The organism is Paraburkholderia fynbosensis (assembly GCF_902859935.1).
GTDB lineage: Bacteria > Pseudomonadota > Gammaproteobacteria > Burkholderiales > Burkholderiaceae > Paraburkholderia > Paraburkholderia fynbosensis.
Genome location: NZ_CADIKI010000007.1, coordinates 270,092 through 287,958, shown reverse-complemented (window position 1 = coordinate 287,958; position 17,867 = coordinate 270,092). Strand labels below are relative to the sequence as shown.

At 63.9% G+C, this 17,867-nt stretch carries 14 protein-coding genes; 13 read left to right on the top strand and 1 reads right to left on the bottom strand.

The window, feature by feature from the left end; translation table 11 throughout:
* The first annotated feature begins 11 nt into the window (after positions 1-11).
* Together HV770_RS14395 and HV770_RS14390 are read left to right on the top strand one after the other, a co-directional pair.
* Positions 12-515 carry a hypothetical protein gene (locus HV770_RS14395; RefSeq protein ID WP_175160537.1) on the top strand — a complete coding sequence of 168 codons (504 nt, stop codon included), beginning with the start codon at positions 12-14 and terminating at the stop codon, positions 513-515.
* A 55-nt stretch (positions 516-570) separates the two neighbouring features.
* Complete coding sequence (locus HV770_RS14390) at positions 571-1,368, top strand: endonuclease/exonuclease/phosphatase family protein (protein WP_175160535.1); 798 nt, start codon at positions 571-573, stop codon at positions 1,366-1,368.
* Between the two features lie 94 nt (positions 1,369-1,462).
* Here HV770_RS14390 and HV770_RS14385 read toward each other — a convergent pair whose 3' ends face one another.
* Positions 1,463-2,446 carry an aldose 1-epimerase gene (locus HV770_RS14385; RefSeq protein WP_175160533.1) on the bottom strand — a complete coding sequence of 328 codons (984 nt, stop codon included), beginning with the start codon at positions 2,444-2,446 and terminating at the stop codon, positions 1,463-1,465.
* Between the two features lie 340 nt (positions 2,447-2,786).
* Here HV770_RS14385 and HV770_RS14380 point away from each other — a divergent pair, with 340 nt between their 5' ends.
* The 11 genes from HV770_RS14380 to HV770_RS14330 all read left to right on the top strand — a co-directional run bounded on the left by HV770_RS14380 (position 2,787) and on the right by HV770_RS14330 (position 17,855).
* The gene (locus tag HV770_RS14380; protein WP_175160686.1) at positions 2,787-3,839 is read left to right on the top strand and encodes a LacI family DNA-binding transcriptional regulator; all 1,053 of its coding nucleotides are present in this window, start codon (positions 2,787-2,789) and stop codon (positions 3,837-3,839) included.
* Positions 3,840-3,956: 117 nt separating this feature from the next.
* Entirely contained in the window at positions 3,957-4,976 is a 1,020-nt protein-coding gene (locus HV770_RS14375) for an ABC transporter substrate-binding protein (RefSeq protein ID WP_175160531.1), read from the top strand.
* A gap of 314 nt (positions 4,977-5,290) precedes the next feature.
* Positions 5,291-6,856: a sugar ABC transporter ATP-binding protein gene (locus HV770_RS14370; RefSeq protein ID WP_246290922.1), complete on the top strand. Its 1,566-nt coding sequence runs from the start codon at positions 5,291-5,293 to the stop codon at positions 6,854-6,856.
* A 58-nt stretch (positions 6,857-6,914) separates the two neighbouring features.
* Positions 6,915-7,886 carry an ABC transporter permease gene (locus HV770_RS14365; RefSeq protein WP_425497422.1) on the top strand — a complete coding sequence of 324 codons (972 nt, stop codon included), beginning with the start codon at positions 6,915-6,917 and terminating at the stop codon, positions 7,884-7,886.
* Between the two features lie 38 nt (positions 7,887-7,924).
* Entirely contained in the window at positions 7,925-8,884 is a 960-nt protein-coding gene (locus tag HV770_RS14360; RefSeq protein ID WP_175160525.1) for an ABC transporter permease, read from the top strand.
* 664 nt (positions 8,885-9,548) lie between these two features.
* On the top strand, positions 9,549-10,319 hold the full coding sequence (locus HV770_RS14355) for a ferredoxin--NADP reductase (RefSeq protein WP_175160523.1): 771 nt from the start codon (positions 9,549-9,551) through the stop codon (positions 10,317-10,319).
* Between the two features lie 441 nt (positions 10,320-10,760).
* A complete protein-coding gene (locus HV770_RS14350; protein ID WP_175160521.1) occupies positions 10,761-11,624 on the top strand; it encodes a sensor histidine kinase in 864 nt (287 codons plus the stop codon).
* A 10-nt stretch (positions 11,625-11,634) separates the two neighbouring features.
* Positions 11,635-12,291, top strand: a complete 657-nt coding sequence (rqpR, locus tag HV770_RS14345; RefSeq protein ID WP_175160519.1) for a response regulator transcription factor RqpR — start codon at positions 11,635-11,637, stop codon at positions 12,289-12,291.
* A 293-nt stretch (positions 12,292-12,584) separates the two neighbouring features.
* The gene (gene bcaP / locus HV770_RS14340; RefSeq protein ID WP_175160517.1) at positions 12,585-13,976 is read left to right on the top strand and encodes a branched-chain amino acid transporter BcaP; all 1,392 of its coding nucleotides are present in this window, start codon (positions 12,585-12,587) and stop codon (positions 13,974-13,976) included.
* A 980-nt stretch (positions 13,977-14,956) separates the two neighbouring features.
* A complete protein-coding gene (locus HV770_RS14335) occupies positions 14,957-15,466 on the top strand; it encodes a (2Fe-2S)-binding protein (RefSeq protein ID WP_175160515.1) in 510 nt (169 codons plus the stop codon).
* Positions 15,467-15,476: 10 nt separating this feature from the next.
* Positions 15,477-17,855, top strand: a complete 2,379-nt coding sequence (locus HV770_RS14330) for a xanthine dehydrogenase family protein molybdopterin-binding subunit (RefSeq protein WP_175160514.1) — start codon at positions 15,477-15,479, stop codon at positions 17,853-17,855.
* The last annotated feature ends 12 nt before the right edge of the window (positions 17,856-17,867 follow it).

Below are 17,867 nucleotides of genomic sequence, written 5' to 3'. Positions count from 1 at the left end.
AGATTCCTTCTATGTGGAAAACCAGTATCGTCGCCGTGCTGCTTGGGACTTCGTTGCTTGCGAATGCACAACAACCGCCCGCGCAGCAGGTCGTGCAATGGCAGTTGCAGGTGCTGAGCGACGGTCAGCAGATCGACGCGTTCGAGGGCACCACCACGGTCGGCCAGGCACGCACGGATACGCATCACAGGATGGTGCAGCATAACGTCGGCTGCAAAGACCAGCCCGCCGGCAACCTCGATCTGTCGCGCACGCTGACCATCTCGCCGTTACGGGCGGACGCGAACGAGATCATGCTGTCGATCGACGCGCAGGAAACGCTCGAAGATCCCACCGCCCGGCAAACCGACATCGGCTGCAAGCTCCCGCCGCAGCCGCGCCAGGTGAACGCGAGCCATCCGGGTCTGATGGTGACGCCCGGTCAGTGGGCGAGCTGGACCATCGTCAACGCCAATCCAAATCTCGTGTACCGCGTGCGTGCAAGTCTCGCGGACAGCGTCAGCAATGGAAAGTGATGCAAACAACGCGCAACCAACCCGGCCTTCAATCAGAACACGTGGATAACGCGGCATGCGAAACCCAGAAGAATTGATCCGCGAAAACCTCGCGCCGAACGATTTCGTCGCGGTGAGCTGGAACCTGCACAAGGGCCGCACGCCGCTCGGCTTTCAGGCTTGGCAGGCGATGCAGCGCTGGGTCCAGTCGACTCACGCGGACGCCTATTTTTTGCAGGAAGCGATGGCGCGGCGCATGCCGTCGCCAGTCCTCGCGAGCAGTTTCGGCGCGCCGCTCGGCGATCCTCTAAACGATGTCTGGCATTGCCAGGCCACTGAAATCGCGCGCTCGCTGGAACTCGAAGTGGCGCTCGGGCCGAACGTGTTCAAGCCGTCGTGGCGGCACGGCAACGCAATCCTGTCGCCGCATCCGCTCGATCTCGGCGGACGCTGGGACATCTCCGCGCATCGCTTCGAAAAGCGGGGTTTGCTGGTGGCGCGGGCGACCTTCGGCGGACATTCGGTCACGCTGCTGTGCGCGCACCTCGCGCTCACACGCCCGGCGCGCTTGCGGCAGATGAACTGGATCGCGCACTGGATCGCGAAGGAAGCGCCCGATGGTCCGCTGGTGCTGGCCGGCGACTTCAACGACTGGCGCAACGACTCCGTGCCGCTGTTTCGCGAACACGGACTGCACGAAGTGGCGACGCTGCTCGGCGAAGCGGGCCGCACCTTCCCGGCGTTCTCGCCGGCGCTCGCACTCGACAAGATGTTCGTGCGCGGCATGCAACCGGTCGAATGGATCCAGCCGACGCAGGAAACCGCGTGGCTGTCGGATCACTTGCCGTATATGGCTCGCTTGCGGGTTGAATAAGCGCGGGCGGGCTCACGTGTAAAAGGGCGGCCTGGGCCGCCCGTTTGTTTTGCTCAACGCTCATTGCTGCCAGCGCGCGCAGCGCAATACGACGCTACCCGCGTTGCGGCGTCCACTTCAGCGTCGCGGCAATCTCCTCACCCGGCTGCAACACACACCCGCCCACCTGATCACGCATACCGACCGCATTGAAGCAGTCGGTGGTGTTGGTTACCGGCTCCACACACAGTTGGGGATCGTTGGCTGGTGCGAATACCACCATATGATCGAACGGCGCGTCGGCGGTCATCGTCAGGCGGCGGTGTTCGTCGGGCCATGCGATGGTTGCCTCGCGCGTCCAGTTGGCGAAGTTGTTGTCGAGGTCGAACGCATCGGGCGACATGCCTTCACGCAGCGCGTCGACCGCGGGGTGCGGGCCGAGATGCGTCGGCAGCACGTCCGCGTCGGCATGCCACATGGCCTGTACCTCGGCGTACACGCGGGTCTGCGCGGTACGCGGATAGTAGGGGTGATGGCCCATGCCGAACGGCATGGGCCGCTCGGCCAGGTTTTGTGCGGACAGTGTGATGCGCAGTTCGCCCCCGCTCAACTCGATGCGTTGCTGCGCCCGATAGCGAAACGGCCAGTCGCCGGCCACCTGCGCGTCGGGCTCATGTTCGAAGTACAGCTCAACCGAACTGTCTGTGCGCGCGCCTACTTGCCACGGACGCCGCCACGCGTTGCCATGCAGCGCATGCGCGAAGCGCTCGTCGTTGCCGGACAAGTCGACGGTGCCGCCGCCGAATTCGAAACGCGCGTCGCGAATCCGGTTGCAGTAGGGGAACAGCGGGAAACTCGCCATCCGAAGCGGATCGCGTTGTTCGAACGCCGCGGGCGCAGCAGGCCGCAGCCAGTGCAGCGGGCCCTGGGGCGTGGCCTCGTAGAAGGCCGCAAGCGCGCCGCCCACGGCCGGCGCGATCACCGCCCGCAACGCGCCTGCCGTCAACCTGACGAGCGAAGCCGCAAGCGCTGGATCGTCGAGCCACGCAAGCTCCGTGGAAAGCGGCCGGATCGGATTCAAGGAAACGTCGTCGCGCATGGTCAGAAAAGGCAGGGCCTCGAGCGGATGACGGCAAAAACGCGCATCAGTGTCTCCTATGGCATGCCGCGCACAACGCGCGGCCGGCGGACGGTCGAGGTCCGCGCGACCGAGAATCGCACGACAAAGCGCTTCGGTCAATATTATTAGTAATAAATTTATCGTAAGGATGGGTTCCGGGCGTTCATCGAGTCCTCCCAAATGGCGGGTTAGCGCGCGTTGCCGCGCGCATATTATTAGTGGTACCGTCAGCACCACGATGCCCACGGCATGCCTTAGCTTTTGCGCCGCCAACCGCGCGGCCCGCCCAATGAAAAAATCGACTCAACGCCGTCCGACCATGACCGACATCGCCAAGCTCACCGGCGTGTCGCAATCGACTGTTTCGCTCGTGCTGAACAACGCGACCGGCGCGAAATTCTCCGAAACCACCCGCAACAAGGTGCTCAAAGCCGCGCACGATCTCGGCTACCGGCTGTCGCTGCGCGAGCCGGTCGCGGCCTCGACCGACGAGCGCAACCTGATCGTCTATCTGGCCGACGAAATCTCCACCAGCCCGCACCCGGTCGTCAACGCAGACGGCGCGCGCGACGCGGCCTATGCGAGCGGCAAGATGCTGGCGGTCTATTCGACACACGGCAACGCCGATATCGAAAAGCAGGTGCTCGACACGATCCTCGCGAACCCGCATGTGTTCGGCGTGATCTACGCGACCGTCTACACGCGCAAGGTGACGCCGCCGGCAGCGCTCTCGCAGGTGCCGACCGTGCTGCTGAACTGCTACACGAGCGAGGGCGGGTTTTCGTCGGTGGTGCCGGCGGAAGTCGCGGGCGGCCATCTGGCCACCGACTACCTGCTGCAAGCGGGCCATCGGCGGATCGGCTACATCAACGGCGAGCCGTGGCAGGATGCGTCAAAAGACCGCCTGAAGGGCTACCGCACCGCACTCGCCACCGCCGACCTGCCGTTCGCGCCGGAACTCGTGCGCGACGGTGACTGGAGCTCGGGCCTCGGCTTCGAACTGACGCTCTCGCTGATGCGCGAGGCCAATCCGCCGACCGCGATTTTCTGCGCGAACGACCTGACCGCGATCGGTGCCATCGAAGCATTGAAGCAACTGGGTCTGCGCGTGCCGGAAGACGTCTCGGTGCTCGGCTACGACGACCAGGAAATTGCCCGCCATACGCACCCGCCGCTCTCGACCGTGGTGCTGCCGAACTACGAACTGGGACGCTGGGCCGTCGAAACACTGCTGCAGGAAGAGCACAACCGCGCCGCCGGCGCGCCGGTGCGGCACCGGATGGTCAAGCTCGATGGGCCGCTCGTCGAACGCGCCTCGGTGAGGGTAATTACCGAGGCAAAAAAGCCAATAACTAATATTATTAGTGATTGACCGATAATAATTCCTGATGGAATAATCGGCACACCGGTCGGGCAAAAATAGCGCTGACCGATCAGGTGCAACACAAAAAGCAAATACAACCTACCTCACCAGGTACTGGAGGAAGACATGGCGTCGCACAACACGCAGTCGCGCAAACTCGCGCGCAGGCAGCAGATTCGTCCGCTGGCAGGTTCGCTGCTGGCACTGGCAATCGGTTTCGGCGTCGCCACCGCGCACGCCGACGACGCATTGCCGAAGTTGTCCACCAAGACTCCGCTGAAGGTCGGTTTCGCGCAGACCGAAAGCAACAACCCGTGGCGTCTCGCGGAAACCAAGAGCTTCAAGGACGTCGCCGCGAAATGCGGCTGGCAGGTCGTGATGACCGACGCCAACGGCTCCAACTCCAAACAGGTCTCCGACATCCAGAGCATGATCGCGCAGCACGTCGATCTGCTGGTGTTCCCGCCGCGTGAGGAGAAGCCGCTCGCACCGGTCGTGCTGCAGGCCAAGAAGGCCGGCATTCCGGTGATCCTGGTCGACCGCAATGTCGATCAGTCGGTTGCCGTTGCTGGCCGCGACTACATCACGTTCATCGGCTCTGACTTCATCGATCAGGGCCATCGCGCCGCCGACTGGCTCATCAAGGCGACGGGCGGCAAGGCGAAGATCATCGAACTCGAAGGCACGACCGGCGCGTCCGCCGCGAACGATCGCAAGAAGGGCTTCGACGAAGTCGTCGCGAAAAATCCGGGCATGACGATCATCGCGTCGCAAAGCGGCGACTTCGCGCGCGACAAGGGTCGCCAGGTCATGGAAACGCTGTTGCAGGCGCATCCGGACGTCACCGCGGTCTACGCGCACAACGATGAAATGGCGCTTGGCGCGATCGCCGCGATCAAGGCAGCCGGCAAGCAGCCGGGCAAGGACATCCAGATCGTGACGATCGACGGCACCAAGGGCGGCCTCGACGCGATCGCCGCCGGCGAACTCGGCGCGAGCGTGCAGTCGAGCCCGTTCTTCGGCCCCCTCGCCTGCGACGTCGCGCAGCGTTACGCGAAGGGCGAAAAGATCCCGACCTGGGTCAAGGTCTCCGACCGCTTCTACGACAAGAGCAACGTGCAGCAGAGCATGCAGTACGGCTATTGATAGAGCAGCTAGCGTTGCAGCAGGAAATCACCCGCCATTGAGACGTCTCCTCTCGATGCAAGATACTTGCGCGGTCGGCGGGTGACGGGAAGGGTTCGAAGCGACGCGCCCGTGATTGCACGGACCGTCGCTTCGCTTTTATGCGGCGTAACATGTCTCGACGCATCGATTCGGCTGCGCCTCAGCATCAAGTCCGCACGCGCACGGCGCTTCGCCGTGCAGCCTACGCAGCACCCGCATCAGGAGGACTCCCCGTGACGGAATCCGGCAAAGAGACACCCCACTCCCCCCTTACCCGCGCGCCGCTGCTCGAGATGCAGGACATTGGCATCAGCTTCGGCGGCGTACCCGCGTTGCGCGGCGCGAATCTGAGTGTCGCCGCGGGTGAGGTGCACGCGCTGATCGGCCAGAACGGCGCCGGCAAATCGACGATGATCAAGATCCTGACCGGCGCCTATCGGCGCGGTTCGGGCAGCGTGCGCTTCGAAGGCCGCGAAGTCGATTTCCGCACGCCCAAGCAGGCGCGCGAAGCGGGCATCAGCACGATCTATCAAGAGATCAACCTGGTGCCGTTCCGCTCGGTCGCGGAAAACATTTTCCTCGGCCGCGAGCCGCGCCGCTTCGGTCTGATCGACTGGCGCGCGGTGCAGCAGCGCGCCAGCGCGCTGCTCGAATCGTTCGGCCTGCAGATCGACGTGAAGAAACCGGTCGGCCGCTATTCGACCGCGATCCAGCAGATGGTGGCGCTCGCGCGCGCGGTGTCGTCCGACGCGAAGATGGTGATCATGGACGAATCCACCTCGTCGCTCGACGAACGCGAAGTGGAACTGCTCTTCACCGTGGTGCGCAAATTGCGTGACGACGGTCGCGCGGTGATCTTCGTGTCGCACCGGCTCGACGAGCTTTATGCGCTGTGCGACCGCGTCACCGTGATGCGCGATGGCCAGACGGTCGCGCAAAGCACGATGGCCGAGATGGACAAGCTGCAACTCGTCACGACGATGCTCGGCCGCACACTCGCCGCCGTCGTGCAGGAAGACACCGCCTCGCGCGAAGCGAACCTCGCGCGGCGCGGCAAGCAGGCGATCGCCGCGTCGCAGTTGAGCGCGCATCCGAAGGTGAGCGACGTGTCGCTCGACGTGCATGCGGGCGAAGCGGTGGGTCTCGCGGGCCTGCTCGGCTCGGGCCGCACCGAGACCATGCGGCTGATGTTCGGCGCCGATCCGCTGGAGCGCGGCTCGCTGTCGATCGGCGGCGCGGCGGTTACATTGAAGTCGCCGCAGGACGCGATCGCGCGCGGCCTCGCGTACCTCACCGAAGACCGTAAGGGCGAAGGCATCGTCCCCGAACTGTCGGTGCGCGACAACCTCACGCTGGTCTGCCTGCGCACGCTCGCGAAGAATGGCGTGGTCGACGTGAAGAAACAGCAGGCGATCGTGGACCGCTTCATCGCGTCGCTCGGCATCAAGCTGCGCTCCGCCGATCAGCCGATCCGCGAGCTGTCGGGCGGCAATCAGCAGAAGGTGCTGCTCGCGCGCTGGCTCGCCGCCGAGCCGTCGCTGCTGCTGCTCGACGAACCGACGCGCGGCATCGACGTAGGCGCCAAAGCCGACGTCGCGAAGATCGTGCGCGAGTTGCGCGACGCGGGACTGGCAGTGCTGCTCTCCGCATCGGAACTGGAAGAGCTGACCGCCGTGGCCGACCGCGCGGTGGTGATCCGCGACGGCCGCACGGTCGCCGAGCTGAACGGCGCCGACATGAGCGAGACCGCGATCATGGACGCCATCGCCTACGGCAGCGAAGGACATTCGCCACTGGTGGAAGCGGCCCACGCCGCCCATATCGAAGACGCGTTGGAGGGCGACCGTCATGGCGCTTAAGCTGCACACCGAATCGTTGCAAACGGAACCGCCGCGACACGGCGAGGCCACCTCGGCCATGAGCGCCGCGCCGCGCGCCAAACCGGCGAGCACGGTGCAGAAATGGCGGCACCTGGCGATGCAGCGCGAAGTCATCGTGCTGCTCGCGATGGTGCTGTTCAATCTGATCTTCACGCCGCACTTCTGGTCGCTGCAAACCTTCAACGTGAACATGACCCAGGTGGTGACGATCGTGATCGTCGGCATCGGCATGACGCTGGTAGTGGCGACGGGGGGCATCGATCTGTCGGTGGGCGCATCGATGGCGATCTCCGGCGCGCTTGCGCCGATGCTGTTCCTCAACATACCGGGGCCCGGCGGCATTGCGCTCGCGTTCGTGCTGCCGGTGCTCGCCGCCGCGTTGTGCGGCGTGTTCAACGGCTTGCTGGTGACGAGGCTATCCGTGCAACCGATTGTCGCGACGCTGGTGCTGTTCATCGCCGGACGCGGCATCGCGCAGGTCGTCACCGACGGCAGTCTGCAGGCGTTCAACACGCCGGCTTTCCAGTGGATCGCGCTCGGCAAGGTCGCGGGCGTGCCGTTCCAGGTGCTGCTGATGCTGGCGCTGGTCGCGGTGTTCGTGTGGGTCGTGCGCAAGACGCTGTTCGGGCAGTACCTGCTGATCACGGGCGGCAACGAAAAAGCCGCGTACCTGTGCGGCGTGCCGACCGCCAGCGTCAAGCTGATCGCGTACACGTCGTGCGCGGCGCTCGCGGGTCTCGCCGGCCTGATCTCGATCTCGGTGAATTCATCTTCCGATGCGAACGTGGTCGGGCTCGGGGTGGAGCTCGATGCGATCGCCGCGGTCGCCGTCGGCGGCACCGCGCTGACGGGTGGCAAGGCGTACATCGGCGGCACGCTGATCGGCGCGCTGATCATCCAGTTGCTGCGCTATACGCTGCTCGCGCACGGCATTCCCGACGCGGCGGCGCTGGTGGTGAAGGCCGGCATTATCGTCGCGGCCGTTTATGTGCAACGGCGCGCGCGCTAACGCCTGACGCAGCTTACGGACACTCCCGGACTCATGCGATGAAAAAGAATCTTCCTATCCTGCTCGCGCTGGCGGCCCTCGTCGTCTTCGGCCTCGTGCGCTACGAGCATTTCGGCTCGGCGTACAACATCACGTCGTTCTGGCGCTACAACTCGATGTTCGCGCTGATCTCGATCGGCATGGCCTTCGTGATCATCACCGGCGGCATCGATCTGTCGGTGGGTACGGTGGCCGCGCTCGCGAGCGTCGTCGCCGCGCTGACCAGCGTGTACGGCGGCTGGGTCGCGGTGCTGGCGGGCTGCGCGGCGGGGCTCGCGGCCGGCGTGCTGAACGGGCTCATCATCACGCGGCTAAAAATCCTGCCGTTCATCGTGACGCTCGCGACGAGCCTCGGCGCACACGGCGTCGCGCTGCTGCTCGGCAGGAACGATGCGGTGTCGATTGCGTCCGAATCGAACTTCGGCAACTTCGGCCAAGGCGATCTGTTCGGCCTGCCGATTCCGGGGATCGTTGCGGCGGTCACCGCCGTGGCCGGCTGGCTCGCGTTGCGCAGCACGCGTTTCGGGCGGCATTCGCTGGCGATCGGCGGCAGCGAGGAAGCCGCGCGACTAATGGGGCTGAACGTCGACCGCACACTGGTGATGGCCTATGCGGTGAGCGGGCTGCTCGCCGGCATGGCGGGCGTGATCCTCGCCGCGCAGTTCGGCGCGGGACAGCCGAACGAAGGCGTCGGCTGGGAGCTGTTCGCGATTTCGGCCGTGGTGCTCGGCGGCACGCTGCTCACCGGCGGCGAAGGCTCGGTCGCGATGACGATTGCCGGCGTGCTGCTGCTCGGTCTCGTCTTCAACCTGCTGAACTTTGAAAACGGGCTGGGTTTCATCAGCTTGTCGGCATACTGGCAGTCGGTGATTCGTGGCGTGTTCCTGTTGCTGGTGATCGTCCTGCAGGCGCGAGTGCTCAAACAGCGCGGGAAAAAGCGGGTGGCGGCGCCGGCGTAGGCTCTCGGGTGAGTTGGCAACTTCAAGGTGAGGCTGTGGGCGGTTTCGGGCGATTTGGTCCCGTCGCTCACTTTGCTCGGCGTCATCGCACTGGGAAATAAACGGATCCTTGCCTGACCTACGTCTAAGTCAACTCGTGACGCGCCGAGTCCACGTTCGTGTACCAAAAAATCGCACACCGGGCCATGCAGGCTAGAAAGTCCCCGCGCTCACGCCCTGCCATCCACCGGCCACCTGATTTCCCCTTCCTGCGCCCCATTTGCCAGTTTTCTCAGCAGGGTCAATGCTGCAGCGCACGCCACGTTTCGGTATGATCCTGACCAGGTTGCCCGCGCTGCGCGCCTATCCGGCGCATGCCGGACGGCAGATGGCAGCGGCCTAGCGCGACTTTTTCGCCCGTCGCCGTACCCCTGCTGAAGCGCGGCCGCTTTCACGCCAACGTCGTTCGCGGCGCCCGATTGTTTCGACAGCCGGTGCCGCCGTTTCCAGGTTCGGCAACCCGCATCACCACGCTCAACCGTCGCGCCACCGCCCTTCGGCTCCGGGCGCGGTAAAATAGCAGATTGCGCGTGACTCCCGTCCACGGGTGAGCGCAGCATCGCCCTTGCCGTGCCGGCCGGCTCAAACGACTGGCCGCCTTTGTTTTCGCACTATCCAAGAAGCCATGAGCAACCTGAATTCACAAACCGTCCTGAGCGTCCATCACTGGACCGATACGCTTTTCAGCTTCACCTGCACGCGCGATCCGTCGTTCCGTTTCGAAAACGGCCAGTTCACGATGGTGGGCCTCGAAGTCGATGGCAAGCCGCTGATCCGCGCCTATAGCCTCGCGAGTGCGAACTACGAAGAACATCTCGAATTCCTGAGCATCAAGGTGCAGGACGGCCCGCTCACATCGCGTTTGCAGCATCTGAAAGTCGGCGACGAAGTGCTGATCGGCAAGAAGCCAGTCGGCACGCTGATGGTCGACAACCTGCTGCCGGGCAAGACGTTGTGGCTGCTATCCACCGGCACGGGCCTCGCGCCGTTCATGTCGATCATTAAAGATCCGGACATTTACGACCGTTACGAGCGCGTCGTGCTTACGCACACTTGCCGTTTCGTCGACGAGCTGGCGTACAAGGAATACATCACCGACCATCTGCCGGCACATGAGCACCTGGGCGAACTGGTGCAGGAAAAGCTGCTGTACTACCCGACGGTCACGCGCGAAGCATTCCAAAACCGCGGCCGCATCACCGAGCTGATCGAAACCGAAAAGCTGTTCGCCGACCTCGGCGTGCCGGGCTTCTCGCTCGAAAACGACCGCATCATGCTGTGCGGCAGCCCGCACATGCTGCGCGACACGCGCAAGCTGCTGGACGACTTGGGCTTCCAGGAAGGCAGCAACAACGCGCCGGGTCACTACGTGGTCGAAAAGGCGTTCGTCGGCTAAGCCGCACACTGCTTTTCGCCGCTTGCGGCGCAGATCCGACAAAAAGGAGCCTCCGGGCTCCTTTTTTGTTGCCAGTTACAAATTCGCGCCGTAAATTTGACATTTCGCGTCGGTATTCTTCCTACATATATGTGCCTTATTGGAACTTGATCAACATCAAGCACTGCATGAGATATAAGCGCTAACCCTTGGGGCGACTGCATTTTTTCTTTTTTTGAGATATCATCCCGGCGCACGATAAGGCAATTCCACAGACTTTTCGTGGCCCGATCTTGATGTTACTGAATGTAAATTTCGTTACTTCGCACCACGGCGTTTTACCCGTCGCGTGCTATGCGTAACGGCCACACCCGGAGGCTCGAGATTCCATGCGTTCTTTCGTCTTCGCGGCGCGGATGCGCACCCGCTTCGCTGCCCGTACGGCTTCCTGACAGGAAACTCATGGATACGTCGACTGTCGTCCCGTTCAACGCCCAGCTTTCCCCGTCAGCGGCCCGCGACGGATTCGTCGCGCCGTCCACGGCAGTCGAGCGCGAGCTCGCGCAACTGCGTGCGCGGGTGCGCGAACTGTCGGCCGAACTGGTTCAGGCGCACGAAACCGCCTGCCATCATGTGGCGCGCGAACTGCACGACGGCCTGGGTGCCGAATTGACCGCGGCGCGCTTCGCGCTGGCCGGCGTCGAAACCTGGCTGCCCGCCCACGCGCCGTCGCAATGCGCCGCCGCGCTCGCCGTCGCCAACCGTTCGCTCGACGCGGTGTGCGCCGCGAGCCGCCAGGCCGTCGCGGAGTTGCACGCGCCGTCGCTGGAAGCCGGCATCGTCGGGGCGCTCGCGCATTGGACCAGCGACTTTGCCAGCCGCACGCAACTGCGCACGAGCTTCGTCTGCGCCGCCGACGCGCGTCTCACGCGCCTGCCTCCCGACGCGGCGCTGGCCGTGTTCCGCGTCGCTCAGGAAGCGCTGAATAACATCGTCAAGCACGCCCGCGCCGAATCCGCCGACGTACGCATCGAGACGAGCCGTCGTCACCTCACGCTGCTCATCAGCGATGATGGGATCGGGCTCACGCGCAACGCCCGCCGACGCCGTGGCCATGCCGGTCAAAGCGGTCATTTCGGCCTAAGCGGCATGCAGGCGCGTTGCGCCGCGTTCGACGGCACGCTGCGCGTCAGCGCCCGGCGCAGCGGCCCGCACCGCGCCGCTGACGCCAGCACGCCGCGCGGCACGCGGGTGCAGGCGCGCTTTGCGTGGGACGCGATGCTCGCGCCCGCGCCTCGCGCCGAGCAGCGCGCGCTGCAATCGTGAGCGCGCCGTCATGAGCCTGCGCATCCTGATCGCCGACGACCACGCCGTGGTTCGCCAGGGCGTTCGCCAATTGCTGCTCGACCGCGGCGTGGCGCGCGAAGTCATCGAGGCGCAAAGCGGCGCCGACACCCTCACCGCCGTCGGCCTGCAGAGCTACGACGTCGTGCTGCTCGACATTTCCTTGCCCGACATGAACGGCGTCGAAGTGCTCAAGCGGCTCAAGCGCAAGGCGCCGCGCGTGGCCGTGCTGATGTTCTCGATGTACCGTGAGGACCAGTACGCGGTGCGCGCGTTGAAGGCGGGGGCCGCCGGCTATCTGTCGAAGACGGTCGACGCCGCGCAGATGATCGCCGCGATCCAGCAGGTCGCGGCCGGCCGCAAATACGTGAGCCCGGCGATGGCCGAAGCGCTGGCCGACTACGTGTCGTTCGACGGCGAACAGCTGCCGCATGAAAAGCTCTCCGATCGCGAATATCAGACGCTCTGCATGCTCGCGTCGGGCAAACGACTGACGGATATCGCGGCGGCGCTGTCGCTGTCGGTCAAGACGGTCAGCGTGTACCGCACGCGGCTGCTCGAGAAAATGAAGCTGCGCAATAACGCCGAACTCACGTTCTATGTGATGAGTAACCGCCTCGTCGATCTGAACCCGGCGATGGCCGGCTGAGCCCGCCTGCGCTGGCGCGTTTCCCTGCCGGCTGAATAGCGAACCGATGCCGGCGCGTTTGCAAGAGAAAGATTCCCTCCCCATTATTCGAGCATCGAGCGAAAGCTTTGCTGCCGGTATGCGTCCTGCGCATGAACGCCACGCGCGAAGCCCCTCCGGCCGGGAGTTTCCGCCCGCAGGGTGGGCGCTCCGCTGTCTATCCCACAATAATACGGCGACGCGCATCCGCTAAAATCGCGGGTTTCCCCGACATTCGGCGCGCAACACGCGTGCACTACTGGAGACCCACGCCAATGTCCCTATTTCGCAAAAAGAGCGTCGAGCACATGATCGCGGCAAGCGCTCGGAACGCCGGCTTGAAGAAAGAGCTCGGCGCACTCGATCTGACTCTCCTCGGTGTCGGCGCCATTATCGGCACCGGCATTTTCGTGCTGACCGGCACGGGCGCCGTCCAAGCCGGCCCGGCGCTAATGATCTCGTTCCTGATTGCGGCACTCGCGTGCGGCTTCGCCGCGCTCGCCTATGCCGAATTCGCGTCGACCATTCCGGTCGCGGGTTCCATCTACACGTATTCGTACGCGACGCTCGGCGAACTGGCCGCCTGGATCATCGGCTGGGATCTGATGCTCGAATATGGGCTGGCCACGTCCGCCGTATCGGTGGGCTGGTCCGGCTATCTGCAATCTTTATTGTCGGGCTTCGGCGTGTCGTTGCCGGTCGCGCTGACGGCGGCGCCGGGCGCATTGCCCGGCCACGAGACCCTGTTCAACCTGCCTGCGTTCCTCGTGATGATGGTGATCACCGCGCTGCTGTCGATCGGCATTCGCGAATCCGCGCGGATCAACAACATCATGGTCGCGATCAAGGTGACCGTGGTGCTGCTGGTGATCGGCGTGGGCGTTTTCCACGTGAGCCCGGCCAACTGGCATCCGTTCATGCCGAACGGCTGGAGCGGCGTATTCGGCGCGGCCGCGGTCATGTTCTTCGCGTTCATTGGCTTCGATTCGGTGTCGAACGCAGCGGAAGAGGTGAAAAATCCCAAGCGAGATCTGCCGGTCGGGATCATCGCGTCGCTGGCCGTGTGCGCGGTGTTGTACGTGGCGGTGGCGGCGGTGGTTACGGGCATCGTGCCGTCGGCGAAGTTCGCGAATATTTCGCACCCGGTGTCGTACGCCTTGCAGGAAGCGGGGCAGACGTGGGTCGCCGGATTTATCGACCTTGGCGCCGTGCTCGGCATGCTGACGGTGATTCTGGTGATGGCTTATGGTCAGACGCGGATCATCTTCGCAATGTCGCGTGACGGGCTGTTGCCGGCGCGACTCTCGCGGCTGCATCCGCGCTTTGCGACACCGTTTTTCACGACGTGGCTCGTGGGGATTTTCTTCGGCTTGATCGGCGCGCTGGTACCGTTGAATGTGCTCGCCGAGCTGATCAATATCGGCACCTTGGCCGCGTTTTCCATGGTGTCGATTGCGGTGCTTGTTTTGCGGAAGACGCATCCTGAGTTGCCGCGGGCGTTTCGTTGCCCGGGTGTGCCGGTGGTGCCGATTCTGGCTGTGGCGTCGTGTCTGTTTCTCATGCTCAATCTTGAGGGTGTGACTTGGGCTGCTTTTGGTGTCTGGCTTTTGATCGGCATGGTCATTTATTTTGGGTATTCGCGGCGGAATTCGAAACTCGCGAAGTGAGGTTTCTTTTTGCCTTTGCGGTGCTTTGGGTGTGCTGTTCGGGTGTTGGCCTTTCCTTGAGTTCACGGTGGTCTATTGGCGTTGCCCCTGTGCGGGGCGGCACCTACTTTCTTTGCCGCCGCAAAGAAAGTAGGCAAAGAAAGCGGCTTCACACCGCTAATTCTTAAGCGGGTCCCCTGGCTTGGAGGGGGCAGTGGTCCATCTGGAATCAGTGCCCCCGCACATTCAGCCTCGGTGACAAGGCAGTCATTCTTCCGGCGACGCTTCGCGCGCCGACGCGGTCATTCCTGAAACCGCCAGCTCATTTTTCCGGCGCGTGCCCTTCCTGAAGCCTTGAAGGCCGGCCCTTCATGAGCCAGTTGTCTCCATTCGTTTTTTTCCTCCGGGACGCCTCCTACCCAATACGCGTCATTTGCGCCGCCTCGCCGGGGCGAAGCCGATAGACCCACCGCACACCACCAAAGCCATTGGTTTCCCTCGCAGACCGATCCGCGACGCACGCAGTGCGGAGTGGGAGCGGATGACGGCTTTGTCACTCGCGTGGAATGTGCGGGCGCACCGATTCCAGATGTTCCACTACCTCCTCCAAGCCAGGGGACCCGCTTATGAGCTGGCGGTGTGAAGCCGCTTTCTTTGCTTACTTTCTTTGCGGCGGCAAAGAAAGTAAGTGCCGCCCCGCACAGGGGCAACACCAATAGACCACCGTGACATCAAGGAAAGGCCAACACCTCAAGCGCGACATCAAGGAAAGGCCAAAACCCCAAGAAATGACGCGCAGCGAATTCAACGAAAGCCCAACATCCAGACAAACAAAAAAACAAAACCGGCTCGCACACTTCCCCTCATAGCGCGCCCGCCCGATTTGTGCTTTACTTTTCGGCAGACTCATAAAAACCGCAGCACCCTTATCGGACCCCACGAACAGGCAGCTGAAGGCAAGAAAACAAAGGTCCGGTCTCATCCCCATCAGGAGACACTTCATGGCGATCAGCATCAGTCTGACGGTGAACGGCGCGCCCATTAGCGCCTCAATCGACCCCGGCACCCTGCTTGTCCAGTTCCTGCGTGATCAACTCCGCCTCACCGGCACCCACATCGGCTGCGATACCGCACAGTGCGGCGCCTGCACGGTCCACCTGAACGGCCGCGCGATCAAGTCCTGCAACATCCTCGCGGTGCAAGCGGAAGGCACGAACGTCACCACCATCGAAGGGCTCGCGCAGAACGGCACGCTGCATCCGATGCAAGCCGCCTTCAAACACTGCCACGGTCTGCAATGCGGCTTCTGCACGCCCGGCATGGTGATGAGCGCGGTGTCGCTCGTCGAGCGTCAGCCGGAACTCACCGGCGAAGACGTGCGCGCGGAGCTCGACGGCAATCTGTGCCGCTGTACGGGCTATCACAACATCGTCAAGGCAGTGCTAGAAGGCGCCGAGGGCATGAAGTCCTCCGGCACGGCCACCTCCAATGCCGCTCCGGTCACCGCCTGAGGAGCCGACGATGAACGCACCCGACACTCACCTCATCGGCGCTTCGGTCGAACGTAAGGAAGACTACCGGTTTCTGACCGGCAACGGCCAATACACCGACGACATCGTCCTGCCCCAGCAAACCTATGCGGTCTTCCTGCGCTCGCCGCATGCGCATGCGAAGCTCAACAGCATCGACATCTCCGCGGCCAAACAGTCGCCGGGCGTGGTCGCAATCTTCACCGGCGCGGACATGGCCGCGGAGAACGTCGGCGGGCTGCCGTGCGGGTGGCTGATCCACAGCACCGACGGCAAGCCGATGAACGAGCCGCCGCATCCGATCATCGCGCATACGAAAGCACGCCACGTCGGCGATCAGGTCGCACTGGTGATCGCCGATTCGATCAAGGCCGCGAAAGACGCCGCCGAACTGATCGAGGTAGACTATGACGTGCTGCCCGCCGTGGTCGACACCGCGCATGCGGCCGATCCGGGCCAGCCCGCGGTTCACGATGAAGTACCGGACAACGTCTGCTACAACTGGGGCCACGGCGACAAAGCCGCGACCGACGCCGCGTTCGCCAAAGCCGCGCACGTCACCACGCTCGACATCGTCAACAACCGGCTGATTCCGAATGCGATCGAACCGCGTGCGGTCAATGCGAGCTACTCGGCGCAGGACGACAGCTACACGCTGTACGTCGCGAATCAGAATCCGCACGTCGAGCGTCTCCTGATGGCCGCGTTCGTGCTGTCGCTGCCAGAATCGAAACTGCGCGTGATCGCGCCGGACGTCGGCGGCGGCTTCGGGTCGAAGATCTTTCTGTACGCCGAAGATGTCGCGTTGACGTGGGCCTCGAAGAAGATCCGCCGCCCGGTCAAATGGACCGCCGAGCGCTCGGAAGCATTCGTCTCCGATGCGCACGGCCGCGATCATGTGACGAAAGCCGAACTCGCGATGGACGCGGACGGCAAGTTCCTCGCGATGCGCATCCACACGATCGCCAACATGGGCGCGTATCTGTCCACGTTCGCGTCGAGCGTGCCGACCATCCTGTACGCGACGCTGCTCGCCGGCCAGTACGCGACGCCCGCGATCTATGCAGAAGTAAAAGCGGTTTTCACCAACACCGTACCGGTCGACGCCTATCGTGGCGCGGGCCGCCCCGAGGCGACCTACGTCGTGGAGCGCCTCGTCGAAACCGCCGCGCGCGACATGAAGCTCGATCCGGCGGAAATCCGCCGCCGCAATTTCATCCGCGAGTTTCCCTATGCGACGCCGGTCGGCCTCACCTACGACACCGGTGACTACGAGACCATCCTCGCCCGCTCGCTCGAACTCGCGGATGTCAAAGGTTTCGAAGCACGTCGGCAGGAATCCGAAAGGAACGGCAAGCGACGCGGGCTCGGCTACTCGTGCTACATCGAAGCGTGCGGTCTCGCGCCGTCGAATATCGCAGGTGCATTGGGCGCGCGCGCCGGTCTCTTCGAAGTCGGACAGATTCGCGTGCATCCGACCGGGTCGGTCACCGTGTTTACGGGCTCGCACAGTCACGGCCAGGGACACGAGACGACCTTCGCGCAAGTGGTCGCCGACCGGCTCGGCATTGCGCTGGAAAACGTCGAGATCGTCCACGGCGACACGGGCCGGATTCCGTTCGGCATGGGCACGTATGGCTCGCGCTCGATCGCTGTCGGCGGCTCCGCGATCATGAAGGCGCTCGACAAGATCGAAACGAAGGCGAAGAAAATCGCCGCGCACCTGCTGGAAGCCGCAGCCGAAGACATCGAGTTCAAGGACGGCGTGTTCCGCGTCGCGGGCACCGATCGCACGAAGGCATTCGCCGAAATCTCGCTCGCCGCGTACGTGCCGCACAACTATCCGCTCGACGTGCTCGAACCGGGCCTCGAAGAAAGCGCGTTCTACGATCCGAGCAACTTCACGTATCCATCGGGCGCGTACATCTGCGAGATCGAAGTCGATCCTGAAACGGGCGTGTGCCGCATCCAGAAGTTCACCGCCGTCGACGATTTCGGCAACGTGATCAATCCGATGATCGTCGAAGGCCAGGTGCATGGCGGGCTCGCGCAGGGTATCGGCCAGGCGATGCTGGAGCGCTGCGTGTACGACAACGACAGTGGCCAGCTGCTGTCCGGCTCGTACATGGACTACGCGATGCCGCATGCGTCCGATCTGCCGGACTTCACCGTCGAAACCTCGAAGGGCACGCCGTGCACGCACAATCCGCTTGGCGTCAAAGGCTGCGGCGAGGCAGGCGCGATCGGCTCGCCGCCGGCGGTGATCAACGCGATCATCGACGCGCTCGCGCCGCTCGGCGTGACCGATCTGCAAATGCCGGCGACGCCGCATCGCGTGTGGTCCGCGATTCGCACAGCCCAAACCCATTGAGATCCTGAGCGG